23 protein-coding genes and 1 tRNA gene are annotated in these 23,454 nt (G+C 72.1%); 10 read left to right on the top strand and 14 right to left on the bottom strand.

Annotation, left to right across the window (positions count from 1 at the left end; translation table 11 throughout):
• Positions 1–19 precede the first annotated feature (19 nt).
• The 3 genes from FXF68_RS20340 to FXF68_RS20330 all read left to right on the top strand — a co-directional run bounded on the left by FXF68_RS20340 (position 20) and on the right by FXF68_RS20330 (position 1,923).
• Positions 20–1,255, top strand: coding sequence for a helix-turn-helix transcriptional regulator (locus FXF68_RS20340; RefSeq protein ID WP_148761549.1), 1,236 nt, complete (start codon positions 20–22; stop codon positions 1,253–1,255).
• Between the two features lie 150 nt (positions 1,256–1,405).
• Positions 1,406–1,597: a hypothetical protein gene (locus FXF68_RS20335; RefSeq protein WP_148761547.1), complete on the top strand. Its 192-nt coding sequence runs from the start codon at positions 1,406–1,408 to the stop codon at positions 1,595–1,597.
• On the top strand, positions 1,594–1,923 hold the full coding sequence (locus FXF68_RS20330; RefSeq protein WP_148761545.1) for a hypothetical protein: 330 nt from the start codon (positions 1,594–1,596) through the stop codon (positions 1,921–1,923). Before FXF68_RS20335 ends, FXF68_RS20330 begins: the two co-directional genes overlap by 4 nt.
• A gap of 27 nt (positions 1,924–1,950) precedes the next feature.
• Here the strand turns inward: FXF68_RS20330 and FXF68_RS20325 are convergent, their stop codons facing one another.
• From FXF68_RS20325 to glnA, 6 genes are all read right to left on the bottom strand, one after another.
• On the bottom strand, positions 1,951–2,634 hold the full coding sequence (locus FXF68_RS20325; protein ID WP_148761543.1) for a hypothetical protein: 684 nt from the start codon (positions 2,632–2,634) through the stop codon (positions 1,951–1,953).
• 162 nt (positions 2,635–2,796) lie between these two features.
• On the bottom strand, positions 2,797–3,753 hold the full coding sequence (locus FXF68_RS20320; protein ID WP_148761541.1) for a DUF6461 domain-containing protein: 957 nt from the start codon (positions 3,751–3,753) through the stop codon (positions 2,797–2,799).
• Between the two features lie 74 nt (positions 3,754–3,827).
• Positions 3,828–5,273 carry a TROVE domain-containing protein gene (locus tag FXF68_RS20315; protein WP_342787147.1) on the bottom strand — a complete coding sequence of 482 codons (1,446 nt, stop codon included), beginning with the start codon at positions 5,271–5,273 and terminating at the stop codon, positions 3,828–3,830.
• 562 nt (positions 5,274–5,835) lie between these two features.
• A tRNA-OTHER gene (locus FXF68_RS20310) sits at positions 5,836–5,907 on the bottom strand.
• Between the two features lie 257 nt (positions 5,908–6,164).
• The gene (locus tag FXF68_RS44510) at positions 6,165–6,290 is read right to left on the bottom strand and encodes a hypothetical protein (protein ID WP_281292222.1); all 126 of its coding nucleotides are present in this window, start codon (positions 6,288–6,290) and stop codon (positions 6,165–6,167) included.
• A 769-nt stretch (positions 6,291–7,059) separates the two neighbouring features.
• Positions 7,060–8,484, bottom strand: a complete 1,425-nt coding sequence (glnA, locus tag FXF68_RS20305) for a type I glutamate--ammonia ligase (protein WP_148761537.1) — start codon at positions 8,482–8,484, stop codon at positions 7,060–7,062.
• A 175-nt stretch (positions 8,485–8,659) separates the two neighbouring features.
• Here glnA and FXF68_RS20300 point away from each other — a divergent pair, with 175 nt between their 5' ends.
• Positions 8,660–9,133 (top strand): RDD family protein, encoded by a 474-nt coding sequence (locus FXF68_RS20300; RefSeq protein ID WP_148761535.1) that lies wholly within the window; start codon positions 8,660–8,662, stop codon positions 9,131–9,133.
• Between the two features lie 141 nt (positions 9,134–9,274).
• Here FXF68_RS20300 and FXF68_RS20295 read toward each other — a convergent pair whose 3' ends face one another.
• Positions 9,275–9,970 (bottom strand): DUF4191 domain-containing protein, encoded by a 696-nt coding sequence (locus tag FXF68_RS20295; protein WP_148761533.1) that lies wholly within the window; start codon positions 9,968–9,970, stop codon positions 9,275–9,277.
• Between the two features lie 57 nt (positions 9,971–10,027).
• Positions 10,028–10,954, bottom strand: coding sequence for a lipoyl synthase (gene lipA / locus FXF68_RS20290; protein WP_148761531.1), 927 nt, complete (start codon positions 10,952–10,954; stop codon positions 10,028–10,030).
• Positions 10,955–11,225: 271 nt separating this feature from the next.
• Between lipA and FXF68_RS20285 the strand changes: the two genes are divergently transcribed.
• Positions 11,226–11,738: a YfbM family protein gene (locus tag FXF68_RS20285; RefSeq protein ID WP_148761529.1), complete on the top strand. Its 513-nt coding sequence runs from the start codon at positions 11,226–11,228 to the stop codon at positions 11,736–11,738.
• Between the two features lie 45 nt (positions 11,739–11,783).
• On the opposite strand, the gene lipB is transcribed toward FXF68_RS20285, so the two are convergent.
• The 6 genes from lipB to FXF68_RS20255 all read right to left on the bottom strand — a co-directional run bounded on the left by lipB (position 11,784) and on the right by FXF68_RS20255 (position 19,097).
• Positions 11,784–12,491, bottom strand: a complete 708-nt coding sequence (gene lipB / locus FXF68_RS20280) for a lipoyl(octanoyl) transferase LipB (protein WP_246178821.1) — start codon at positions 12,489–12,491, stop codon at positions 11,784–11,786.
• A 62-nt stretch (positions 12,492–12,553) separates the two neighbouring features.
• The gene (locus FXF68_RS20275; protein WP_148761527.1) at positions 12,554–13,291 is read right to left on the bottom strand and encodes a Type 1 glutamine amidotransferase-like domain-containing protein; all 738 of its coding nucleotides are present in this window, start codon (positions 13,289–13,291) and stop codon (positions 12,554–12,556) included.
• An 85-nt stretch (positions 13,292–13,376) separates the two neighbouring features.
• Positions 13,377–14,264, bottom strand: a complete 888-nt coding sequence (locus FXF68_RS20270) for a TIGR01777 family oxidoreductase (RefSeq protein ID WP_148761525.1) — start codon at positions 14,262–14,264, stop codon at positions 13,377–13,379.
• Positions 14,265–14,381: 117 nt separating this feature from the next.
• Positions 14,382–15,932: a 2-oxoglutarate dehydrogenase, E2 component, dihydrolipoamide succinyltransferase gene (sucB, locus tag FXF68_RS20265; protein WP_148761523.1), complete on the bottom strand. Its 1,551-nt coding sequence runs from the start codon at positions 15,930–15,932 to the stop codon at positions 14,382–14,384.
• A gap of 35 nt (positions 15,933–15,967) precedes the next feature.
• The gene (gene lpdA / locus FXF68_RS20260) at positions 15,968–17,410 is read right to left on the bottom strand and encodes a dihydrolipoyl dehydrogenase (protein WP_148761521.1); all 1,443 of its coding nucleotides are present in this window, start codon (positions 17,408–17,410) and stop codon (positions 15,968–15,970) included.
• A 142-nt stretch (positions 17,411–17,552) separates the two neighbouring features.
• A complete protein-coding gene (locus FXF68_RS20255; RefSeq protein WP_148761519.1) occupies positions 17,553–19,097 on the bottom strand; it encodes a leucyl aminopeptidase in 1,545 nt (514 codons plus the stop codon).
• A gap of 201 nt (positions 19,098–19,298) precedes the next feature.
• On the opposite strand from FXF68_RS20255, the gene FXF68_RS20250 reads away from it, so the two are divergent.
• Genes FXF68_RS20250 through FXF68_RS20230 form a run of 5 tightly spaced genes read left to right on the top strand, consistent with a single transcriptional unit; the run spans position 19,299 to position 23,380 of the window.
• Positions 19,299–20,066: a GntR family transcriptional regulator gene (locus FXF68_RS20250; protein WP_148353033.1), complete on the top strand. Its 768-nt coding sequence runs from the start codon at positions 19,299–19,301 to the stop codon at positions 20,064–20,066.
• Between the two features lie 39 nt (positions 20,067–20,105).
• A complete protein-coding gene (locus tag FXF68_RS20245; protein WP_131763497.1) occupies positions 20,106–20,333 on the top strand; it encodes a 4Fe-4S dicluster domain-containing protein in 228 nt (75 codons plus the stop codon).
• 58 nt (positions 20,334–20,391) lie between these two features.
• Positions 20,392–21,804 carry an ABC transporter substrate-binding protein gene (locus FXF68_RS20240; RefSeq protein WP_187438018.1) on the top strand — a complete coding sequence of 471 codons (1,413 nt, stop codon included), beginning with the start codon at positions 20,392–20,394 and terminating at the stop codon, positions 21,802–21,804.
• Entirely contained in the window at positions 21,801–22,610 is an 810-nt protein-coding gene (locus FXF68_RS20235) for an ABC transporter permease (protein ID WP_148761515.1), read from the top strand. Before FXF68_RS20240 ends, FXF68_RS20235 begins: the two co-directional genes overlap by 4 nt.
• Positions 22,607–23,380: an ABC transporter ATP-binding protein gene (locus tag FXF68_RS20230; protein WP_148761513.1), complete on the top strand. Its 774-nt coding sequence runs from the start codon at positions 22,607–22,609 to the stop codon at positions 23,378–23,380. Before FXF68_RS20235 ends, FXF68_RS20230 begins: the two co-directional genes overlap by 4 nt.
• Positions 23,381–23,454: the final 74 nt, after the last annotated feature.

Genomic DNA, 23,454 nt, shown 5'->3' with positions numbered 1-23,454 from the left:
ACACCGGAGGTGCAGTGCCTTGGACGACCGGAGCATCGACCCCGCCGATCCGGATCTCACGGTCGGGCAGCGCATCCGTTACTACCGCGAGCGGCGCGGGATATCCCGCGAGGTTCTCGGCGGGCTGGTCGGGCGTAACAGGCGGTGGGTCAAGGCCGTCGAACGCGGCGAGATCGGCCAGCCCAAACTCCCGACGCTGCTCAACCTCGCGGAGGCGCTGAAGCTGAGCGACGTCGCCAAGCTCACCGGCGGCGAGCCGCTGCCGCTGCGCATGTTCCGCGGCCCCGGGCACCCCGCGCTCGGCGACGTCCGCGACGCGATCAACGCCGTGGCCGTGTCGATGACCGGCCCGCCCAGCCCGCTGGACCATCTCCAGGCCCGGCTGGACGCGGCGTGGCGCGCCCGGCACGCGTCCCCTGACCACCGCACCGTGCTCGGCGCCCTGCTCCCGGGACTGATCCGGGACGCCAAGCACGCGGCCCGCGAGCACGAGGGCGCGGACAAGCGCCGCGCGCTCTCGCTGCTCGCCCGCGTCTACAACCTCGCGCAGTTCTTCATCGCCTATCAGCCCTCCGCCGATCTGCTCTGGCGCGTGGTGGAGCGCAGCATCATGGCCGCCGAGGAGTCCGAGGACCCGAAGGCGTTCGGCGGGGCCGTGTGGCTCGCCGCGCAGGCGCACCGGGACGCGGGCGACTTCGACGCGGCCGAGGCCGTCAACCGCGAGGGCCTCGACCTGCTCAGGCCGCGCATGACGGACGCCGACGACGAACTGCGCGCCATGTGGGGCGCCCTTCACCACGAGGTCGCGTACACCGCGGCGCGGGCCGGGCAGAGCGGCACCGCGTGGCGCTGGTGGGACCGCGCCGACCGCATAGCCCAGAGCCTCCCGGCCACCCATTACGACCTCATGACGTCCTTCTCGCGGGTCATCATGAGCGCGCACGCCGTGACCATCGCCGTCGAGTTGAGGCAAGGCGGCGAGGCTCGCAAGCAGGCGCGGAAGACCGAGTCCGTCGCCATTCCGTCCCAGCCCCGGCGCGGTCGTCACCTGATCGAGGCGGCGCGGGCGTGGCGGCTGTACGGCGACGACGCCGCCGCGCTCGCCACCCTCGAGAACGCCTACCTCGCCGCCCCCGAGACGATCCGCTACAACGGCTACGCCCGCCGGATGACTGCGGAACTGGCCAAGGAAGGGCCGACCACGTTGCGGCGAAATGCCCGAGAATTGGCTGGTCGCATCGGCATTCTGGTCTGACGCGGGGGACAGAAAACCTGTCCGTCCGCGCTTGTGGACACGGAGAGTCTGTGCCCCGTGACGGAAGACACTTGGCAAGGGCGCAGATCCGCCCAACCGCCGCCGCTGTTCGCGTGGGACGTGCGGGGTGCGGACGCGGGGCGGGGTGGCGTGACCGATGATCGGAATGCCGCGATCCGGCACGTCCATGAGGCGATGCGCGGGTTCGGCTCGGGGGCGTTCGGGACGGTGCGGCGGGTCGCGCTCGCGCCGGACGGCAGCGCCGCCTACGTCGACCTCGACACGGTCGGCGAGGCGTGGCGCGACAGGCGCAGCGGCGCGATCGTGTGGCGCGGCGCGTGAGGGCGACCGTCCACCTCGACGCCCTCGCGGACGCCCTCGCCTTCGCGGGCTGGACGTGCGTCCCGCGATACGAGGTGACACCGGCGCTCCTGCGCGTCTTCTCTTCGTCCGCACCGATGATCGGGGAGAGCATCAGCGTCAAGGCAGGCGTGGGCGGGGTGCCGTGGTTCATCTCGTCGACCGGCGACCCGCTGCGGCCCTGCCACGACCTGCCTGGAACGTGCGTCGAGATCTCCGTCCGCCTCGCCCCGTTCGTCAGAGCCGCCCGGACGTCCAAGCCCAGGACACGCCGGTGGCGCACTCACCTCCTCTTCCGCCGCCGGTGAGGTGATCCGGTCATCATTTCCGGCCTGTCAGGCGGAGCAGTTTCGCTGTTTGCCCTTTGCTCGGTAGGTGCACTTGTAGAGGAGGGTCCAGAAATCGTAGGCGATTGCTTCGCCCTTGTAAACGTTCCGCTTCTCCACACTGCAGTAGAGGCCGATTCCCGAATGGGGCGTGCCCATCGCGAGGACCCCGACGTCCTGCCAGACGTGGAACTTCCAGCCCTTGAAGACCTGATTCACCTGGATGGTGTAGAAGGCCTTCTTGGTGAGGGCGACGTCGTAGGTGATCCGGACCGACTCCTCCCTGCCCACCTCGAACGAGACGCCGGCGGAGATCTCCTCGGCCGTCGCCCCGAGAGTGGCGGTGGCCTTGGTCGTGACCTTCGATTCCCCCGAGTACGTGAGCTTGTTGCCCGGGCCCTCGCCCGTGGCGCGCCACGGGTACCGGTTCGGTTTGTAGTAGTAAGTGCCGACGTACTGGCCCTTCTTGACCTTGGTGTTCACCGCGCAAGGCCGGCCGGCCTTACGGCCGGCCGCCGCGGATCCGCCGAGTTGTTCGGATCCTTTCGCGGACGCCACCTCGGAGCTGTCGGCGACTCGGCCCGCCTTTACGGCGGGGTCGTTGTCCAGGGCCAAGCCCCCGGCGTACAGACCACCGGCGGCGACCACCGATCCGACGGTCCCCGCCACCACGATCTTCGCGATCCTCTGCATTTGCCGTTCACCCTTTCCGCGCCGTCCCGGATTCGACGGCTGACGCATCAGAACGCTAAACAGCGGAAATGCGGAAGGTCAGGGTCCTGGGGCCCTAGAATTCGTCCGGCCGGACCCCAATTCGGAGCGCCCGGAACGGCCCTTGGGCGACGAGCGCGTGGGTCACGTCATGTGGCGGAGGGCCTCGGCTACCGGGGTCGGCCAGGGGTGGGCGCTGTGGCGGCGGATCGTCTTGAAGGTCTCGGCGGACGGGCGGGTCAGCGCGTCTCTGACTATGTCCACCGCGTCCGCGCGCAGGTAGCCGAGGGTGTCGGCGACCAGGAGCGGGCCCTGCGCGGAGCCGCGGGCGGCGGCCCGGCCGCGTGTGCGGAGGCCGAGGTCTTCCAGGTCGTCGATCAGCCGTGCCCGTTCGGCGGCGGTGAACGGGCTGCCCTGTAGCGCGTCCAGGGCGCGGCGCATCGCGTGGGTGGCGTCGCCGGGGATCTCCATGGTCGTGATGATCGTCCGGCACACGTCGGTGACCGCCTCACTGCGATCGGGTTCGGACGGCGGACGTTCGCCGATCGGGTAGCGAGTGTGGACGGTGTCCAGCCAGGACGCGGTAAGCCCCTGGCCGCTGACCCTCTCGCCGAGCAGCAGAGCGGCGGCCTGGACGTCGGCGCCCGCACCGAAATCCAGGTCGCTCATGTGGCGGGTGAGGAGGTCCGGCTTCTCGCCCAGGACGACGTCGGCGTCCAGCAGCTCGAACGAGGCGGCGACCCGGCCGCCTACCGCGAGCACCGCCTCCGACTCTGAATCGGTATTCCAGTACGCGCTGTAGGCGGTGCCGCCCTCGGCGGTCAACGCGCTGAGCACCCCCGGACGGACGCCGCTGAAACCGTTCGGCTCCACCGCCAGCCACCACCCGTCCCGCAATGCCCCTACTAGGAGTGACCGCGCTGCCAGGTCGGGGGCCTCCACGGGGCGGGCGGCGGCCGGGTCGGCGCCGAAGCCGCGTGCCACCTCGTCGGCGCCGGACGCGGCCGTCCCCGCGCGCCACCAGGTGACGCAGGCGGCCCGTCCCAGACCGGTGGCCAGGAGGCCGCGATAGTGCGCTAAGTGTCCAGGAGGAGCGTTCATGCTCAGTCATTCTGGCGGAGGCAGCCTCCGGTGTCCGCGCGCGACGCTCGGTTACGTCGCGCGCGGACGGAGACTTAGCGGACCCACGGCCAGTCGGCGTTCCGGCCCGCCTCCAGCAGTGGGATCAGGCGGAAGGCCGCGTCCGTCATCCCGCCCAGTTCGTGGCGGGCGCCCGTACCGGACGGGATCGCGCCGTGCCGGTAGCCCGCGAAATTGAACGCGTACATCGGCACGTGCGCCGGGGCGGCGCCGGTGACGGGCCCGGCCCAGGCGGTGCCGAACGTCTGCATGTCCGACAGGATGACGACCCGGTCGTGTCCCGCGTAGGTCGTGCGGACCGCCTCGGCGATGCGGGTGCCGTGCCCGACCTCGCCCGTCCGCTCCACGAACCGGCCGACCTCGCGCAGCACGGACGCGCCGGACCCGACCGCGTGGCGGAACGTCCCGTCCGCGAAGCCGTACAGGTCGACGTCGTTGCCGCGCGCCGCGAGCGTCACCCCGAACAGCGCCGCCATCTGCGCGTACGTCATCCGCGACCGCTTCGAGACGCCCAGGGACGTCATCGACGCGGACGTGTCCACGAGGACGAGCGTCCGGCCAGGGAACGCCGGGACGTTCGCCGTGGCCGCCGTGAGCGCCTTGTCGAGGGCGTGGCCCCAGCGCAGCGACGGCGCCGCCAGGTACGCGGAGAAGAACCGGAACGGGAACTGCCGCGACCGCGCGACCTCATCCGGATCCGCCAGCCTCGCCGCGACCCGCTCCGCGACCTCGTCGGAGACCCCCGCCTCGTCGAGGTTCCTCAGGTTGCGAAGCAGCGCCATGTAGCCCATGGACGGGATCACCGTCTCCCACGCCGCGGAGTCCAGCGGGCCCTGGAGCCAGCCGGCGAGCGCCTCCCACGTCATCCCGGCGCGGGCCAGCCGGTCCGCGCCGTCGGCGGCGAGCACCGCCCGCCGCTCCCCGACCGGGACCGCCATCAGCTCGGCGCGGGCGCGGAGCGTCCGCAGCGGCTCGGGGATCGGCTCGTCGCGGCCGTGCCGCCGGTCGAGCGCGTGCTTGAACAGCTCGCCCTGCCACGGCTTGTCCGCCGCCGGGGCCGGGTGGACGAGGTCGACGACGTCGCCGAACCGGAAGCCGCGCGTGTCCGCGTCGTACTTGAGCAGGGACCGCTCGTTGTAGAGCCGCTGGACGGCGTCCGCGATGCCGCGCTTGACCGGCTTCGGCACCGCGCGACCGTGGGTGGACGTCCAGTAGGCGAGCGCCTCGCCGGGCTCGTCGGCGCGGCGCATGACGCTCGCGACGAGCTGCCGGTTGCCGCCGTTCAGGCCCGCGTCCAGCCGCGCCCGGACGGCCTCCAGCGCCGCGACGAGCGACGCCGAGCGCATGTTGGCCTCGTCGCGCAGCCACGGCAGGAACGCCGACGTCCATTCCGCGTCCTCGACGGCGACGCGGTGGACGAGGTCGCGGAAACGGGCATCGCGGTCGCTGCCGCTCTCGTAAAAGGCGTCTTCGCCGACCATGTTCGCGACGGCGAGAAGGAAAAGCTCGCTCTTGGTGTCGCGAGCGTAGCCGGGAGTGCCTTCATGGGTGCGCCCGGACGGGCTCGCCTCTGTACGGAGAGGCCCGGAAACGGCCGCGCGGACTCGTCCGCGATTGAACTTCACCATGGGCAAGGCCCCTTCCAAGAATGGAGGGAGCCTTTACGCATGCTTCGCGGGACGCCCGAGGTCAGAGGTCGGCGACGGTGTCTTATCCCGCTGCTCTACCGTGTTGAGCTACATCCCCTTTCGGGGACGGTGGGATTCGAACCCACAACCCGCGGATCCAGTGAAGTATCCGTTGCCTTCGCACCGGGCGCCCGCGAAGCATGTGCTCCCCCCGAGATCAGGACGGCGCACGGAGTCGCCCTGCCGATCAGGGCCACAGGCCCATGCGGGGGCCTGCAAGGAGTCGAACCTCGAAGTATCCGTTCGCCTGCGCACCGGGAGGCGCGATATTCGGTTGTGTTGAAGGGAGTGCCCGAGATCAGGGTCGACGAGAGGCACGAAAGCGCTCTGCCATCTGAGCTACGCGAGCCGAAGCTCGCGACGGGACTCGAACCCGCGACCTCTCGGTTTTGAGCCGAAGTAACTCCCATCTTCGCACCGGGCACGCTCTGCGATCGGCCATCCTTCCGAGTTCACGACCGGCCTCGGGTGGCTTTTTACAGAAGTAACCCGCGGCCCTCGCACCGGAAGGACGATGACTCTAGGAGATCAGCCCCGGCCACGCGGGCACAACCGAATATTCCCATGCGACGCGGCGGACCCATAAAGGAAGGTCGTCACCTTCGTTCAAGCCGAAGACGACGACCTTGCCCCCAGAAGTGCCCGGCAATTCCCGAGCCGTTCCCGCGCCCGTATGACCCGCGGTCAGGGCCGGATCATCGCGACCAGCAGCGATACCACCGTTACGCCCACCCCGATCGGCACCGCCAGCTCCGGCATGACCGCCACCGCGACGCCCGCGAGGACACCGACGGCGACGATCGGCAGCACCCGGCCGCCTGTGCGGGACCGATTTCGATCGGATGGAGGGTGCGGTTCCTGTTCGTCCCGCCGTACGCTCATGTTGGGCTCGACCTCGCAGCAAGGGATCGGGTTCCGTGCGGACGGCTCCCTGTTGGCGCAGGGGGCCGTCTTCGGTACGAGCCCATGAGCCGTCTCTTGCACAAGTCTTTCCGCTTCACCCATCCGTGAACAGCGCTCTTTACGGCCATTCCAGCTTGTGACCACGGGATGACTCGACGTGCCGGGGGCTAGCCGCCAAGGACTAGCCAGAATCAGCCCGCCTTGCCCAGTTTCGGCGACCAATAGGACTAGCGCCTATTTCGCCACGTCCCGGGCAACGCCCGCACGGCGGCTTTTCCCGCACGTCAGAGCCATGGAAACGGTTGCCTGCGGCGTGCCGGAACCGGAGCGGACGCCAAAGGCCCTCGGCGACGCTCGCCCGACGAGGGCCTCCTGCCGCCGCCGATGCGTGCGGGTAACCAGCCCGCGAGCGGCGAGGTGTGTCCCGGTCAGGCAAGGATGCTCGGCGCACGGAGGCGCCCTGCCGATCAGTCCTCAGCACCGAGCTGCGAGTCGCCCCGCTGACCTCCGACCCGTCGATGGTCAGCTTCATCTCGATGGACGAAGGCAACAACAGCATCCGGACGGATTACCACCTCATCTGGAAGCGATGTCCGTAACAGGAAGGCCGTCGTCCGGGCCCTGGACGGGCGAGCGGACGACGGCCTCTGTGGGCTGCCGGTCGGGTGATCGGCGGCTAGATGTCGTAATACAACTCGAACTCGTGCGGGTGGGGGCGGAGGCGGATCGGGTCGATCTCGAACTCGGTCTTCATCGCGATCCAGGTCTCGATGAGGTCCGGGGTGAACACGCCGCCTTCGAGGAGGTAGTCGTGGTCGGACTCCAGGGCCGCGAGGACCTCGGGCAGCGAGCCGGGGACCTGCGGGATCGCGCGGGCCTCCTCGGGCGGCAGCTCGTAGAGGTCCTTGTCCACCGGCTCGGCGGGCTCGATCTTGTTCTTGATGCCGTCGAGCCCGGCCATGAGCATGGCGGAGAAGGCCAGGTACGGGTTGCAGGACGGGTCCGGGACGCGGAACTCGACGCGCTTGGCCTTCGGGTTCGAGCCGGTGATCGGGATCCGGATGCAGGCGGAGCGGTTGCGCTGGGAGTAGACCAGGTTGACCGGGGCCTCGTAGCCGGGGACGAGCCGGTGGTAGCTGTTCACCGTCGGGTTCGTGAACGCCAGCAGCGACGGGGCGTGCTTGAGCAGGCCGCCGATGTAGTAGCGCGCGTTGTCGGACAGGCCCGCGTAGCCGACCTCGTCGTAGAAGAGGGGCGCGCCGTCCTTCCAGAGGGACTGGTGGCAGTGCATGCCGGAGCCGTTGTCGCCGAAGATGGGCTTCGGCATGAACGTGACGGTCTTCCCGGCGGCGCGCGCGACGTTCTTGACGATGTACTTGTAGAGCTGGAGCTGGTCGGCGGTCTTCAGCAGCGTGTCGAAGCGGAAGTCGATCTCGGCCTGGCCCGCGGTGCCGACCTCGTGGTGCTGCATCTCGACGTGGATGCCGACGTCGAGGAGCTGCGCGACCATTTCCGAGCGCAGGTCGGTGTAATGGTCCATCGGCGGGACGGGGAAATATCCGCCCTTGTACGGGGGCTTCGCGCCGAGGTTCCCGCCGGGCTCCTCACGGCCGGTGTTCCACGCGCCCTCGACCGAGTCGAGGTAGTAGTAGCCGGCGTTCGCCTTCGTCTCGAAACGGACGTCGTCGAAGATGTAGAACTCGGCCTCGGGCCCGAAATAGCAGGTGTCGGCGATGCCGGTGCCGCGGAGGTAGTCCTGCGCCTTCTTCGCCACGTTGCGCGGGTCGCGGCTGTAGGGCTCGCCGGTCAGCGGGTCGTGGACGAAGAAGTTCAGGTTCAGGGTCTTGTGCTGCCGGAACGGGTCGACGACGGCGGTGGACGGGTCCGGGAGCAGGAGCATGTCCGACTCGTGGATCTCCTGGAACCCGCGGACCGACGAGCCGTCGAACATCAGTCCCTCGGTGAAGACGCTCTCGCCGAAGCTCTCGACGGGGAACGTGAAATGCTGCATCTTGCCCGGCAGGTCCACGAACCGACAGTCGACGAATCGCACACCTTCGTTCCTGATATAGCTCAGGACCTCTTCGGCGTTGCTGAACATCAAGCCTCCTTGGGCGCGGCCTTGGCTCCTCGGCAGGCTACGCCGGAGCCGTTTCCCGGCCGTGTCCCATATGTTTCCGCTGTGTTACGGGTCACTCCCGCGACCGTTCCACCCCCCGCGAGCCCCGTCCGGGAGCCGGGTCGGGGCTCGCGGGGGGACCGGATAGCGTAGGGGCATGAGCGGTGGCAAGGGCGGTCCGCGCTGGACGCAGACGTGGCTCGGCGGCGTGCGCTCGGCGGGCGTCGACCTCGGCAAGCCCGGCGCGCGGATCGGCTTCCCGGAGAGCGGCAGCGGCGCCGTCGCGCCCTACGGGCGGCGGCTCGTCGCGCTGTTCGTCGACTGGGGCCTGTCGATGCTGGTGGCGAGCCTGCTGGCGCGCCCCCTCGGCTGGGATCCGGCCGAGCGCAGCACGTGGACGCTGGTCGTCTTCGCCGTTCAGGCGTGGCTGCTGACGGCGTTCCTCGGCGTGACGATCGGCAAGCGGCTGTGCGGCATCCGCGTCGCCCGGCTGGACGGGCGCCCGGTCGGCCTCGGCTGGGCCCTCGCCCGGACGTTCCTGCTCGTCCTCGTCGTCCCCGCGCTGATCTGGGACCGCGACTACCGCGGCCTGCACGACCGCGCCAGCAACACCGCCGTCGTCAACCTGTAGCGCGGCGAACGGCGAGAGCCTGTAGCGCGCCGAACGGCGAGAACCTGTAGCGCGCATAACGCCGAGAAGGAAACGCGAGAAAGGCGCCTTCCGGCCGAGCCGGGGGCGCCTTTCTCGAGCGTCCTGTCTGGAGTGTGCGCGTCAGCGCATCTTGGGCTTCGGGCCCTTGGGCATCTTCGCGCCCTTGGGGATCGGGCCCTTCGGCATCTGCATCGATCTGGGCAGCGCCTGCAACCGGTCGTTCAGGTCGGAGACCTGCGCCTTCGTGAGGTTGCGGGGCAGCTTCATCAGGTGGCGCTGGAGCTTGTCGACGGGGATCTGGCCCTCGTCCGTCCCGACCTGCACGTCGTAGATCGGCACCTGCTGCGCGGCGCGGGAGATGCGCTTCTTCTCCGCGCCGAGGAGCGGGCCGACGCGTCCGCGCGGGCCCTCGGAGACGAGCACCACCCCGGCGCGTCCCACCGCGCGGTGCACCATGTCGAGGTTGCGGTTGCCGCTGACGGCCTCGGTCACCGTCCAGTTGCCGCGCATGTTCTTCAGGATCGCGGCGGCCGCGCCCGGCTGCCCGGCGATCACCTTGTACTGCGCCCGCTGCGCCAACTGGCCGAACACGATCATGCCGACGGCGGCGGCCGCGAGGATCCCCAGCGGGATGAAGAACCACAGCTGGCCGAGCAGCAGCCCGATGAGGACGACGACGACCAGCGTCCCGACCGCGGAGGCGAACACGATCGGCAGGGCCTTCGGGTCGGCCTGCCGCAGCACCTGCGCGACCATGCGGATCTGCTTGAGGCGGCCCGGACGCTCCTGGGCCCCGTCCGTGGGCGTTTTAGACATGAGTCCCAGGATAGTCCGGACGGACCCCCGTCCCGACAGCCCCCGGCGGGACCCGGACTAGCCCCGGGCCTCGACGGCCTGCCGGTAGAGGCGGCCGGCGCGGTAGCTGGACCGCACCAGCGGCCCGGACATGACGCCCGCGAAGCCGATCTCCTCCGCCTCGGCGGACAGCTCCACGAACTCCTCCGGCTTCACCCACCGCTCGACCGGGTGGTGGCGCGGGCTCGGCCGCAGGTACTGCGTGATCGTGATCAGTTCGCAGCCCGCGTCGTGGAGGTCGCGGAGCGCCTGCGAGACCTCCTCGCGGGTCTCGCCCATGCCGAGGATCAGGTTGGACTTGGTGACGAGGCCGTCCTCCCGGGCGCGGGTGATGACGTCGAGGGAGCGGTCATAGCGGAACCCGGGCCGGATCCGCTTGAAGATCCGCGGGACGGTCTCCACGTTGTGCGCCAGCACCTCGGGCCGGGACGAGAACACCTCGGCGAGCTGCTCCGGAACGGCGTTGAAGTCGGGGATCAGCAGCTCGACGCCGCAGCCGGGGACGGCGTCGTGGATCCGCCGGACGGTCTCGGCGTACAGCCAGGCGCCGCCGTCGTCGAGGTCGTCGCGGGCGACGCCGGTGACGGTCGCGTACTTGAGGCCCATCGTGGCGACGGACTCGGCGACGCGGCGCGGCTCGTCCCGGTCGAGCTCGGCGGGCTTGCCGGTGTCGATCTGGCAGAAGTCGCAGCGCCGGGTGCACTGGTCGCCGCCGATGAGGAACGTCGCCTCGCGGTCTTCCCAGCACTCGAAGATGTTGGGACAGCCCGCCTCCTGGCAGACCGTGTGCAGGCCCTCGGACTTCACGAGGCCGACGAGCTCGCGGTACTGCGGGCCCATCTTCAGCCGTGTCTTGATCCACTCGGGCTTGCGCTCGATCGGGGTCTGGCTGTTGCGGGCCTCGACCCGCAGCAGCCTGCGGCCGTCTGGTGTCACCGTCGTCACCCGTTCAGGGTACGTCGCGATCTCCGCCGCCGGCACACCGGCCCGGTGCCCGCCCTGCCGCCTGGCCTGGTGCCCGCTCCGTCCCGCCGCATGTCCCTCCGATCGCCCATTCGCCCTGGGTGGGGCTCAAAGGCGTCTCGGAGCGATATCGAACGTATGACGGTACCCCGTCCGGTTGACAGATTCGCGTGTTTCGGTCATCTCCCACAGTGGATCTCTCTAGGGTGACTCCCTGTCGTCACGCAAGCAGCGTTCAGCAGCAGGAGGACCAGTGGGTCTGGCAATGTCGTACCTCAGGGTGCCGCCGGTGCTGGAGGGGGAGACTGAACCCGGCCGGATCGCCCGGCACATCTTCGGCGCCGCGGACTGGCGCCGGCGCGGCGCGGGCGCGCTGTTCGAACTCGGCTGGACGTGGCAGGCGATGCACTACCTCGTCACCGGCGACCCGTGGGACGGACGGCAGCCCGAGGCGGACGTCGTGTGCGGCGGCCGGCTGCTCACCGAGGACGGCGCCGACGAGCTCGGCATGGACGTGATCTTCCTCGCCCCGGACCGGGTGAAGCCCGCCGCCGACCACCTGGCCGCGACGCCGTTCGCCGAGCTCGCCGCCCGGTTCGACCCGGCGGCGATGGACGCGGCGGGCGTCCAGGACGCGCGCCGCCTCGACGGCGGCGCCCGCGACGGGTACTTCAAACCCGCCTACCAGGGGCTCGCGGACTTCTTCAGGGCCGCCGCCACCGAGGGCCAGGCCGTCTACAAGGTGATGGCCCCCGAAGCCAGGTGACACAGCGCCAGGTGACGCAGCGCCAGGTGGCGGGGCGCGCCCCGCTCAGGCCGGGGCCGCGACGGCTCCGAGCTGCGCGGTGGTGCGGTGCAGCGTGCCGTCCGCGCCGAGCGCGGCGGCCAGATGGCGCTCGACCAGCGGGACGATCTCGGCGACGGTCACGTTCCGGCCGAGTTCAAGGCTGAGGTTCGTGGAGCCGACGTCCCGGATCCCGCAGGGGATGATCCTGTCGAACCAGCCCATGTCGTTGTCGCAGTTCAGCATGAACCCGTGCATCGTGACGCCGCGCGACACCCGGACCCCGATGGAGCCGATCTTGCGGTCGGGGGAGCCGGGCACCCACAGGCCGCTGCGCCCCTCCACCGTGACCGTCTCCAGGCCGAGGTCGGCGCAGACGTCCATCATCATCTGCTCCAGCAGCCGGACGTAGCCGACGACGTCCACCGGGTCGGGCAGGCGCAGGATCGGGTAGCCGGTGAGCTGCCCCGGGCCGTGCCAGGTGATCTTGCCGCCGCGGTCGACGTCGACGACGGGCGCGCCAGGGTCGCTGAGCGGCCGGTCCAGCGCCGCGGTGCGCTTGCCCGCCGTGTACACCGGCAGGTGCTCCAGCAGGAGGACGGTGTCGGGGATCGCGTCGTCCGAGCGCAGCGCGTGCGTGCGTCTCTGCAGCTCCCATCCGTCCTCGTAGGGGACGGCGGCGTCGCCGAACCCCGCGTGCACCACCACCAGCTCGCGTACGTCCACATCGCTCACATGAGCCAGCTTAAGCCTTGCGCCTTACAGGCGGACCCCGCGCCCCTCGCGGCCGGATCCCGCTACAGCGAGGCGAGCAGGCGGGGCTCCAGGCGGGACTCCTTCGCGGTGCCGGGGCCGTCCGGCTCGACGCGGTAGGCGCCCGCGTCCTTGCGGTAGGACACGGCCTGGACGAACTCGGTCCCGACGTAGTGCAGCGCCACGCCCTCGTCGGCCGCGTAGCCGCCGGGGAGCGTCCCCTCGCCCACGAGCTGCTGGAGCAGCGGGCGCCGCTGCGGGTCGCTGTCGTAGTGCACGCCGCACGAGTACGGCAGGAACGCGAGGCCGTCGGTCAGCGGGCGCAGCTCCGGCCCGAACGAGTCGGTGGTGCCGCCCGCGTGCCAGCACAGCGCGCCCGCGCTCTGCCCGGACAGCACGACGCCCTCCTGCCACGCCTCGCGCATGATCTCGTCCAGCCCGTGCAGCCGCCACAGGGCGAGCAGGTTCGCGACGCTGCCGCCGGACACGTGCACGAGGTCCTGGTTGAGGAGGTGCGCCCGGACGTCCGGGACGTTCGGCATCGGGAACAGCGCGAGATGGCTGACCTCGGCGTCCAGCGAGGAGAACCCGGCGTAGAGGCGGGCGACGTACTCGGCGCCGTCGCCGACCGCCGTGGTCACGAAGCAGACGCGCGGCCTGTCCTGGCCGGTGAGGTCGAAGGCGTAGCGGATCAGCGGACTCGGGGTGAGCCCGTCCCGGCCGTCCGGGACGAAGCTCCCCCCGCCGATCGCGAGGATGTGCGGCTGTCCGTCGGTGCTCATGCATCCTCCTCGGGGGCGGATCTGTCTCATTGTCACCGTATGGCTACCGAACGGAGCCGGCCCGTACTTTGACGATTCTTGGGACTCAGAGGACGGCGCGCAGGGCCGAGTCGACGTCCTCATGGGCGAACCGGAACCCGGCGTCCAGCAGGCGGCGCGGCAGCACCCGCTGGCTGATCAGCGGGCCCTCGTCGGCGAAGCCGAGCAGCGCCGCCCGCAGCGCCGCCTTCGGGACGGGCAGCCGCGCGGGCCTGCGCAGGAGCGCGGCGAGCGTGCGGGTGTACTCGGCGTTGGTGACGGGGTTCGGCGCGGTCAGGTTGACGGGCCCGGCGATCTCGGTGTCGATGAGGAAGCGCAGCGCCGCGACCTGGTCGGGCAGGGAGATCCAGCTCGTCCACTGGCGGCCGTCGCCGAGCCGCCCGCCGAGGCCGAGCCGGAACAGCGGGAGCGTGCGGCCGAGGTAGCCGCCCTCGCGGGCCAGCACGACGCCGGTCCGCGGGTGGACGACCCGGACGCCCGCGTCGCGCGCGGGCGCGGCCGCCGCCTCCCAGTCGCGGACGAGCGCGGCGAGGAACCCGCGCCCGGCCGGGGACTTCTCGTCGGCCTCCCGGCCGCCGGTGTCGCCGTAGTAACCGATCGCGGAGCCGCAGACGAGCACGGGCGGCCGGCCGCTCGCCGCGGCGATCGCCTCGGCGATGGTGCGGGTGCCGTCGAGCCTGCTCTCCCTGATCTTGCGGCGGTACGCCCTCGTCCAGGGGCGGTCGCCGACCCCGGCGCCCGCGAGGTGCACCACCGCGTCCGCGCCGTCCAGGGCCGCCGCCTCGACGCAGCCGTCGGCTGGCGACCAGCGCGCCTCGTCCGGCCGGGCCGGCTCGCGCCGGATCAGCCGGACGACCTCGTGGCCGTCGGCGCGCAGCGACCGCGTCAGCGCCGAGCCGAGCAGACCCGACGAGCCCGTGACAGTGACCCTCATGCCCCCCACCCTAGGCGGCGGGCCGCCGCCCGCCGATGAGAATCTCAGCCGGGCATGGCGCGGCCCCGCCCGCGCGGACGCGGACGGGGCCGGACGCCGGAGCGGTCGGCCCGGCCGTCAGAGGCCGAGCTCGGCCTCGAAGTTGCCCTCCTCCAGGCGGTGCTTGATCGTGCCGAGGAAGCGGGCCGCGTCCGCGCCGTCGATCAGGCGGTGGTCGTAGGTCAGCGCCAGGTACACCATCGACCGGACGGCGACGACCTCGCCGAGCTCCGGGTCGTCGATGACGGCGGGGCGCTTCACGACCGCGCCGGTGCCGAGCATCCCGACCTGCGGCTGGTTCAGGATCGGGGTGTCGAACAGCGCGCCCCGGCTGCCGGTGTTGGTCAGCGTGAACGTGCCGCCCGCGAGCTCGTCCGGGCTCACCTTGTTGGTGCGGGTGCGCTCGGCGATGTCGGCGATCCGCTGCGCGAGGCCGCCCAGGTTGAGCTGCCCGGCGTTGTGCACGACGGGGACCATCAGGCCGCGCTCGGGGACGTCCACCGCGATGGAGAGGTTCTCCACCTCGTGGTAGGTGACCTCGTTCGTCTCGCCGTTGATGACCGCGTTCAGCTTCGGGTGCGCCTTGAGGGCCTCGACGGTCGCCAGCGCGAAGAACGGCAGGAACGACAGCTTGACGCCCTCGCGGGCCTCGAAGTCGTCCTTCGCCTGCCGCCGCAGCCGCGCGATCTTGGTGATGTCGGCCTCGACGACGGTGGTGAGCTGCGCGGACACCTGCAGCGACTCCACCATGCGGCGGGCGATCGTCTGCCGCATCCGGGACATCTTCTCGGTCCGGCCGCGCAGCGCGAGCTGCTCGGCCGGGGCCCCGGCGGGCGCGGCGTGCCGCCCGACCGGCGCCTGCGGCGCGGCCGCCGCCGGAGCCGGCGCGGCCGGGGCGGGGGCGGGCGCGGCGGCCCGCTGCCGGGCGGCCTCCTCGGCGGCGCGGGCCGCCTCCAGGACGTCCTGCTTGCGGATCCGCCCGCCGACGCCGGTGCCCTTCACCGACGACAGGTCGACGTCGTGCTCGGCGGCGAGCTTGCGGACCAGCGGCGTGACGTACGGGCCCTCGCCGGACGGCGCCTCCGGCTGCGCGGGCGCGGCGGGCTGCCGCGCCGCGGGCGCCGGCTCGGGCGCCGCGGGCGGCTGCTGCGGTGCCTGCTGCTGGGCCTGCTGCGGTGCCTGCTGGGCCTGCTGGGCCGGAGCGGGCGCCGGGGACGGCGGCGCGGGCGGCTGCTGCTGGGCGGGCGGCGGCCACGCGGCGGGCGGCGGGCCCTGCGGGGCCTCGGCCTGCGGCGCGGCGGCCTGCTCCTGCCGCGCCGGGTCCTGCTGCGCGGGCTCCTCCTCCTGCTGCTCCTCCGCCGCCGGGGCGCCGCCGCCGGACGGCGCGTCGCCCTCGTCGCCGATGACGGCCAGCTCCGCGCCGACCTCGACGGTCTCGTCCTCGGCGACGGTGATGCTGGTCAGGATGCCCGAGGCGGGGGAGGGGATCTCGGTGTCGACCTTGTCGGTCGACACTTCGAGGAGCGGCTCGTCGGTCTCGACGCGCTCGCCCTCCTTCTTGAGCCAGCGGGTGACGGTGCCCTCGGTGACGCTCTCGCCGAGCTGGGGCATGGTGACGGAGACCGGCATGTCTCAGCGACTCCTTCGAGATACTTGGCGGCTTGTCAGCCGTGTACGTGCAGTGGTTTGCCGGCGAGGGCGAGATGCGCCTCGCCGACCGCCTCGGACTGGGTCGGGTGGGGGTGGATGAGCTGCGCGACCTCGCCGGGCAGCGCCTCCCAGTTGTAGATGAGCTGCCCCTCGGCGATCAGCTCGCCGACGCGCGCCCCGACCATGTGCAGGCCGAGGACGGGGCCGTCCACGGCCGCGATCACCTTGACCTCGCCCTGCGTCCCCAGGATCTTGCTCTTGGGGTTGCCCGCGAGGTCGTAGGTGAACTCCTTGATCTCGTACCCGCGCTCGCGGGCCGTGGCCGACGTGATGCCGACCGAGGCCACCTCGGGGTCGGAGTAGGTGATGCGGGGGACGCCGTCGTAGTCGATCGGGGCCGGGCCGAGCCCGGCGAGCCGCTCGGCGACGAGGATCCCCTCGGCGAAGCCGACGTGCGCGAGCTGCGGCGACGGGATCAGGTCGCCGACGGCGGAGATCGTGGGGACGCTCGTCCGGCAGTACTCGTCGACCTTGACGAACCCGCGCTCGGTCTCGACGCCGGCCTCGGCGAGGCCGATGCCGTCGGAGACCGGCCCGCGGCCGACCGCGACGAGCAGCAGCTCGGCGTCGATGTTCTTGCCGCCTTCGAGGGTGACGGACACGCCGCCCTGCGTCGGCTTGGCCCCCTCGAAGCGGGTGCCGACCTCGAACTTGATGCCGCGCTTGCGGAAGGCGCGCTCCAACCGCTTGGAGCTGGACTCCTCCTCCAGCGGCAGCAGGTGCGGCAGCGCCTCGACGATCGTGACGTCCGCGCCGAACGAGCGCCACACGCTGGCGAACTCGACGCCGATCACGCCGCCGCCGAGGATCACGACCGAGCCGGGGACGCGGTCGAGCCGCAGCGCGTGGTCGCTGGAGATGACGCGCTCGCCGTCGATCTCCAGGCCGGGCAGCGTCTTCGGCTGCGAGCCGGTGCCGAGGACGATGTGCGCGCCCTCAAGGGTGCGGGCCTGCCCGTCGGCGGTGACGACCTCGACCGTGGTGGGGCCGGTGAGCCGCCCGGTGCCGTGCACGACCTCGATGCCCCGGGTCTTGATCAGCCCGGTGAGGCCCTTGACGGTCGTGGAGACGACCTTGTCCTTGTAGGCGTTCACGCCCGCCACGTCGATGCCCTCGAACGTGGCCCTGATCCCGAACTTGGCGGCCTCGCGGGCCTGGTCGGCGATCTCCGCCGCGTGCAGCAGGGCCTTGGTCGGGATGCAGCCGCGGTTGAGGCAGGTGCCGCCGAGGGACTCGTCCCGCTCGATCAGCGCGACGGACTTGCCGAGCTCGGCGGCGCGCAGCGCGCACGCGTATCCGCCGCTGCCGGCTCCCAGGACGACGATGTCGAAGGGGCCGCTGTTGGCCACTGGACGCTCCCTTTCCCGGTGGTGGCGCCGCGTGGGTCGAGGCGCCATGGGCGCGGCGGGGCGCGCCGTCTCCGGGCCCCCGCCGCCATGAGAAATCTATTCTGCTCTCCGTCCGGGCCGGTGGGCGGCCCCCCGTGGAATTCCGGTCCGTCCTTTTCCGGCGGGCCCCCTCCGGTGCGTCCCGGCCTGGTTAGAGGACGCCCTCTGCAAGGTCCTCGGCGATGGCGACGAGCGTGCGGGCCGCCGCGCCGGTGCCGCCCTTCGGGGTGTAGCCGTAGGGCTCGCCCTTGTTGAACGCAGGGCCCGCGATGTCGAGGTGGACCCAGCGGACGCCGTCCGGCACGAACTCCTTGAGGAACGTCCCGGCGACGAGCATGCCGCCCCAGCGCTCGCCGCTCATGTTCGCGATGTCGGCGACCGCGGAGTCGAGGCCCTTGCGCAGCTCGGCGGGCAGCGGCATGCCCCAGGCGGCCTCCCCGGCCCGGCCCGCCGCCGCGACGACCCTCTCGCGGACGTCGTCGTCGTTGGCCATCACGCCCGCGGTGCGGGTGCCGAGCGCGACGAGCTGCGCGCCGGTGAGGGTCGCGACGTCGACGATCAGGTCGGGGGAGTCCTCGCCGGCGCGGACGATGGCGTCGGCCATGACGAGCCGCCCCTCGGCGTCGGTGTTGAGGACCTCGACGGTCTTGCCGCCGTAGATGCGCAGCACGTCGGACGGGCGCTGCGCGGTGCCGCTCGGCATGTTCTCGGCGATCGCGAGGTAGCCGACGACGTCGACCTTCGGCGCGAGCCGGGCGATGGCGGCGAGCGCGCCGAGCACCGCGGCGGCGCCGCCCATGTCGGACTTCATCCAGTCCATGGAGTCGGCGGGCTTGAGGGACAGGCCGCCGGAGTCGAACGTGATGCCCTTGCCGACCAGGGCGAGCGTCTTCGTCGCCTCCGGGTGGGAGTAGGCGAGCCGGACGAGCCGCGGCGGGTTGACCGAGCCCTGCCCGACGCCCACGATGCCGCCGTAGCCGCCCTCGACGAGGGCCTTCTCGTCCAGCACCTCGATGGACAGCCCGGTCTCCCCGGCGACGCGCTCGGCCTCGCCGGCGAGGTCCTCGGGGGACAGGTGCGACGGCGGCGTGTTGACGAGGTCGCGGACGAGCTTGATGGACTCGGCGAGCACCCGGGCCCGCTCGACGGCGTCCTCGGCGCCGGACGCGGACGCCCCGGGACCGGCGAGGCGGATCTCCTCGACCGGGCTCTTGTGCTTGTCGCCGGTGCGGTAGGCGTCGAAGGAGTACGCGCCGAGCAGCGCGCCGAGCGCGACGGCCGCGACGCCGTCGGCGGAGTCGGCGGGCAGCGCGACGGCGACCCGGCCGGTGCCCGCGAGCGCGCGGACGGCGGCGCCCGCGGCGCGGCGGACGTCCTCGGCGGACGGGTCCTCGCCCAGCCCGACGGCGACGATCAACCTGGCGGCGACGGCGCCCAGCGCGGGCAGCTTCACGACCTCGCCCGGCTTGCCTGCGGCGCCCAGCGCGGCGAGGGCCTCGGCGAGGCGTCCGCCCAGCGCGGCGTCGAGGTCGGCGGCGCCCGCGGCCGGCGCGACCCCCTGCTCGGCCGGGGCCACCCCGATCACTACCGCGTCGACGTCAATGCTGGCAAGGGATGCGCCGTCAAGGCTGATGCTCGTCACGTAGCACGATGTTAGTCCTCCCGTTGACCGGTTTCGCCCTTTTGGATCAAGCATTGCCCGTCCTGGACCCGGGGTACGGCAAGGCGTGCCGAAGCCCCTTCGCGGGCCCGGCGGACGGCGCGGCGGCGCCCGGGGGGTGGCGGAACGGCCGGGGCGCGGCGTCCCGCCGCAGGTCGCGAGGGGTGCCGCGGACGTTTTCCCTGGCGGAGCGCGCACTCTATTCACCTATTCCGATGGATTTAGTAGGTTAACGCCGTGACCAGGACGAACTCCGCCGCCGGGCGGCTCACGCTGGCGGACGCGCGGCGGCTGCGCGCGGACCGCGCCCGGCAGGTCGCGGACGTGCTCCGCCGCCAGGTTCTGGACGGCCGGTTCGAGGGCGGCGCGCTGCCCGCCGAGGCCGACCTCGTCCGCGAGTTCGGCACGTCCCGCAACACGGTGCGGGAGGCGCTGGACCTGCTGCGCGCCGAGGGCCTCGTCGAGCGGTGCCCCGGCGTCGGCACGCTCGCCGTCGCCGCGAAGTACCCGCACGGGCTGGAGCGGCTGCTCGGCCTCGCCGAGACGCTGCGCGAGCACGGCGAGGTCGAGAACGAGGTCCGCACGACGGGGCTGATCACGCCGTCGACGGAGATCTCGGACCGGCTGCGGACGCCGCCGCGCGAGCCGGTCGTCTACATCGAGCGGATCCGGCGGCTGAACGGGCTGCCCCTGTCGCTCGACCTCACCTACATCGCGCGCGACCTCGGCGAACCGCTGCTCGGCGAGGACCTCGCGCGCAACGACATCTTCGTCCTGCTCGAACGGATCGCCGGGCAGCGCCTCGGGCTGGCCGAGGTCACGCTGGAGGCCGTCAACGCCGACCCGCACTCGGCCGCGACCCTGGACGCCCCGCGCGGCGCGGCCCTGCTGATGCTCGAACGGCTCACCCATCTCGCGGACGGCCGTCCCGTCGACCTGGAGTTCATCCGGTTCCGCGGCGACCGCATCGCGATGAGCGGCACCCTGCGCCGCCCCCTTCCCTGACGCGCCCTGACGCGCCCTCCTTCCTGACTGGAGCACCCCATGTCCCTGGTGGAGAACCGTGCCGACGTCCCGGTGACGGTGGACGAGGCCCTCTGTATCGACGGCTGCACGCTGTGCATCGACGTCTGCCCGCTGGACGCGCTGGCCGTCCACCCCGAGACCGGCAAGGCGTACATGCACGTCGACGAGTGCTGGTACTGCGGCCCGTGCGCGGACCGCTGTCCGACCGGGGCCGTGACCGTGAACATGCCGTACCTCCTGCGCTGAAGGACCCCCGATGAGACGCCCTATGAGCCCCATGAGCCCTATGAGCCCTATGAGCCCTATGAGAAGGCCGCTTGTCCTCGCGCTCGTCCCCCTGCTCGCCGGCTGCACCGTCGCGGGCAACGCGTCCGGCGGGGGCGGGTCCGGGGAGATCGTCGTGGGCTACCAGTCCAAGACCATCAACACCGTCACCGCCGGGACCCTCCTGCGCTCGCTCGGCTACTTCGAGAAGCGCCTGAAGGAGGCGGGCGGGAAGCACTCCGTCGTCTGGCGCGACTACGACACCGGCGCGCCGATCACCGCGCAGATGCTCGCCGGGAAGATCGAGATCGGCTCGATGGGCGACTACCCGCTGCTGATCAACGGGTCGCGGGCGCAGGCGCAGGGCGGCGACGCCGAGACCGAGTGGGTGTCGGTGACCGGCTACAACCTGCGCGGCTCGCTGAACGGCGTGGTCGTCGCGCCCGGCTCGAAGGCGAAGACGCTCCGCGACCTCAAGGGCGGGACGGTCTCCGCGAGCGTCGGGTCGGCGGGGCACGGGACGTTCGTCCGGGCGGCCCGCAAGTACGGGCTCGACCCGTCCAAGGACGTGAAGGTGGAGAACCAGCAGCCGTCCGTTGGGGCGTCCGCGCTCCAGGCGGGCAGCGCGGACGCCTTCGCCCAGTTCGTCGCCTGGCCCGGAGTCCTGGTGAACAAGGGGCAGGCCAGGTTGCTCTACGACGGCGGCGACCTGAACGTCCCGACGTTCCACGGCGTGGTCGTCCGCAAGGGCTACGCGAAGGAGAAGCCCGAGATATTGCGGGCGTTCCTGCAGGCACAGGTCGACGCGACGAACTACCTGCACGCCCACCCGTTGCAGGCGGCGGAATCGGTGGCGGCGACGACCGGCCTGCCCGTCGAGACCGTGTACCTCTACAACGGCGCGGGCGGCGTGGCGACGTTCGATCCCACCATCAAGAAGGAACTGCGGGCCGCGTTCGTCCAGGACGTGCCGTTCCTCAAGTCGCTCGGTGTCATCCAGACGCCGCTCAAGGTGGACCCCTTCGTCAACGACGCCTACATCAGGAAAGTGGTCGGACCGTCCTACGACCAGCAGTCCGCCTCCACCGCGAACCCGGCCGCCATCACCGGCGACGACGCCGTCTGCAAGAAGAAGGTGGACGACCCCAAGACCGCCGGTGAGGTGTGGGTGAAGGGCGAGCCCACGACCCGTCCCGTGGCCGACCCCGTGTGCCTTTTGAAGAACGTCAGGGCGTTGCAGGGCGAGGGCAAGCAGATCAGGGCCGTCTACATCCCCGACGCCGCCGCCGGGACGCGCTGGTTCGCCGACAAGGACGTCTGGGTGGAGGACCCGTCCGCGAAGGGCGGGCAACGGTTCAAGCCGTTCGCGACGCCGGAGGGCGCGCAGAAGTACGTGGCCGCGCACTCGGGGGCGAAGGTCGTCCCGTACGCCGAGGCGGTGCGGCGCGCATGAGCGGACTGCACCGCACCAGCCCCCGCCGCGACGGGCTCTACCGGTGGCCCGTCCGGGCGGCGTCGCTGCTGGCCGCGCTCGGCGTGTGGCAGCTCGTGACCGCCGCGAACCTCCGGGTCTGGGTGCGCTTCGACCGGTTCCCCGGCCCGGTGGAGGTGGTCCGCGAGTTCGGTAGGCAGGTCGAGCACGGGCAGTACTGGCAGGACGTCACGCAGAGCCTCGTGCGGATCCTCACCGGGTTCGTGCTGGCGGCCGTCCTCGGCGTCGCGCTCGGCGTCGCCACCGGGCGCTCCCGCTGGGTGGGGGACGTCCTGCAGCCGCTGTTCGAGGTGGCGCGCCCGATCCCGGCGATCGCGCTCGTCCCGGTCGCGATCCTGCTGTTCCCCGCGAACGAGCAGGGGATCGTGTTCATCACGTTCGCGGCGGCGTTCTTCCCCGTCCTGGTCAGCACCAGGCACGCGGTCAAGGCGCTCCCGGTCGTCTGGGAGGACGCGGTCCGCACCCTCGGCGGCGGACGGTGGCGGGTGCTCGCCCGGGTCGTCCTGCCGGGGGTGCTGCCGGGCGTGTTCGGCGGCCTGTCCATCGGGATGGGCGTCGCGTGGATCTGCGTGATCTCCGCCGAGATGATCTCCGGCGACTTCGGCGTCGGCTACCGGACCTGGCAGGCGTACACGATCGTCGACTACCCCGGCGTGCTCGTCGGGATGGCGACCATCGGGCTGCTCGGCTGGCTCACCTCCGCGTCCGTGGAGCTGGCGGGCCGCCGCCTCACCCGATGGCTGCCGCGGGAGGGGGAGCGCTCATGAGTCGCGAAGCGCGCCGGAGGGCGCGGGGGGTCGCCCCCTCGCAGGGAACACGGCGCGGGCTGACGCTGCGGGCCGAGCGGCTCACGCTCGGGTACGGCGGGCGGTCGGTCGTCGCCGGGCTCGACCTGGACGTCGCGCCGGGGGAGATCCTCGTCGTGCTCGGGCCGTCCGGGTGCGGCAAGTCGACGCTGCTGCGCGCGTTCGCGGGGCTGCTGCGGCCGGTGTCCGGGCGCGTCCTCGCGGACGGCGCGGAGGTCGCCGGGCCGTCCGCCGACCGCGCGCTGATGTTCCAGGACGACGCCCTGCTGCCGTGGCGGACGGCGCGCCGCAACGTCGAGCTGGCGCTCGCCCTGCGCGGCGTCCCGCGCAGGGAGCGCAGCCGGGCCGCGCTGAGCTGGCTCGGCCGGGTCGGGCTCGCGGACGCGGCCGGGCGGCTGCCGCGCGAGCTGTCCGGCGGGATGCGGCAGCGCGTCCAGCTCGCCCGGACGCTCGCCGCCGGGCCCCGCGCCGTGCTCATGGACGAGCCGTTCGGCGCCCTCGACGCGCAGACCCGCGCGTCCATGCAGCGGCTCCTGCTGGACGTGCTCGACGGCGCGCCCGCGACGGTCGTGTTCGTCACCCACGACGTGGACGAGGCGCTGCTGCTCGGCCACCGCGTCGTCGTCCTCGGCCCCGACGGGGTCGCGGCCGAGTTCCCCGTCCCGGCGTCCCGCGACGCGGTCCTCGCCGCGCTCGGCGCCGGCGCGTCCAGGTTGAAGGAGGCGGTATGACCGGAGCGAAGCGAGGATCATGGCGCCGCCCCTCCGGGGGTCCGGGGGGCGGCCACCGGAAAGGCAGGGCCGTC

This window comes from Actinomadura decatromicini, from assembly GCF_008121305.1.
Classification (GTDB): Bacteria; Actinomycetota; Actinomycetes; order Streptosporangiales; family Streptosporangiaceae; genus Spirillospora; species Spirillospora syzygii.
This window is presented reverse-complemented; position numbering and strand designations above follow the sequence as displayed.

What these genes read in the sequence shown, in the direction of transcription:
- FXF68_RS20325 (WP_148761543.1), bottom strand. Translation starts at nt 2,634, where the DNA reads ATGCAGAGGATCGCGAAGATCGTGGTGGCGGGGACCGTCGGATCGGTG.
- FXF68_RS20320 (WP_148761541.1), bottom strand. Translation starts at nt 3,753, where the DNA reads ATGAACGCTCCTCCTGGACACTTAGCGCACTATCGCGGCCTCCTGGCC.
- FXF68_RS20315 (WP_342787147.1), bottom strand. Translation starts at nt 5,273, where the DNA reads ATGGTCGGCGAAGACGCCTTTTACGAGAGCGGCAGCGACCGCGATGCC.
- glnA (WP_148761537.1), bottom strand. Translation starts at nt 8,484, where the DNA reads ATGTTCAGCAACGCCGAAGAGGTCCTGAGCTATATCAGGAACGAAGGT.
- FXF68_RS20300 (WP_148761535.1), top strand. Translation starts at nt 8,660, where the DNA reads ATGAGCGGTGGCAAGGGCGGTCCGCGCTGGACGCAGACGTGGCTCGGC.
- FXF68_RS20295 (WP_148761533.1), bottom strand. Translation starts at nt 9,970, where the DNA reads ATGTCTAAAACGCCCACGGACGGGGCCCAGGAGCGTCCGGGCCGCCTC.
- FXF68_RS20275 (WP_148761527.1), bottom strand. Translation starts at nt 13,291, where the DNA reads ATGAGCACCGACGGACAGCCGCACATCCTCGCGATCGGCGGGGGGAGC.
- FXF68_RS20270 (WP_148761525.1), bottom strand. Translation starts at nt 14,264, where the DNA reads ATGAGGGTCACTGTCACGGGCTCGTCGGGTCTGCTCGGCTCGGCGCTG.
- sucB (WP_148761523.1), bottom strand. Translation starts at nt 15,932, where the DNA reads ATGCCGGTCTCCGTCACCATGCCCCAGCTCGGCGAGAGCGTCACCGAG.
- lpdA (WP_148761521.1), bottom strand. Translation starts at nt 17,410, where the DNA reads ATGGCGCCTCGACCCACGCGGCGCCACCACCGGGAAAGGGAGCGTCCA.
- FXF68_RS20255 (WP_148761519.1), bottom strand. Translation starts at nt 19,097, where the DNA reads ATGCTTGATCCAAAAGGGCGAAACCGGTCAACGGGAGGACTAACATCG.
- FXF68_RS20245 (WP_131763497.1), top strand. Translation starts at nt 20,106, where the DNA reads ATGTCCCTGGTGGAGAACCGTGCCGACGTCCCGGTGACGGTGGACGAG.
- FXF68_RS20240 (WP_187438018.1), top strand. Translation starts at nt 20,392, where the DNA reads ATGAGAAGGCCGCTTGTCCTCGCGCTCGTCCCCCTGCTCGCCGGCTGC.
- FXF68_RS20235 (WP_148761515.1), top strand. Translation starts at nt 21,801, where the DNA reads ATGAGCGGACTGCACCGCACCAGCCCCCGCCGCGACGGGCTCTACCGG.
- FXF68_RS20230 (WP_148761513.1), top strand. Translation starts at nt 22,607, where the DNA reads ATGAGTCGCGAAGCGCGCCGGAGGGCGCGGGGGGTCGCCCCCTCGCAG.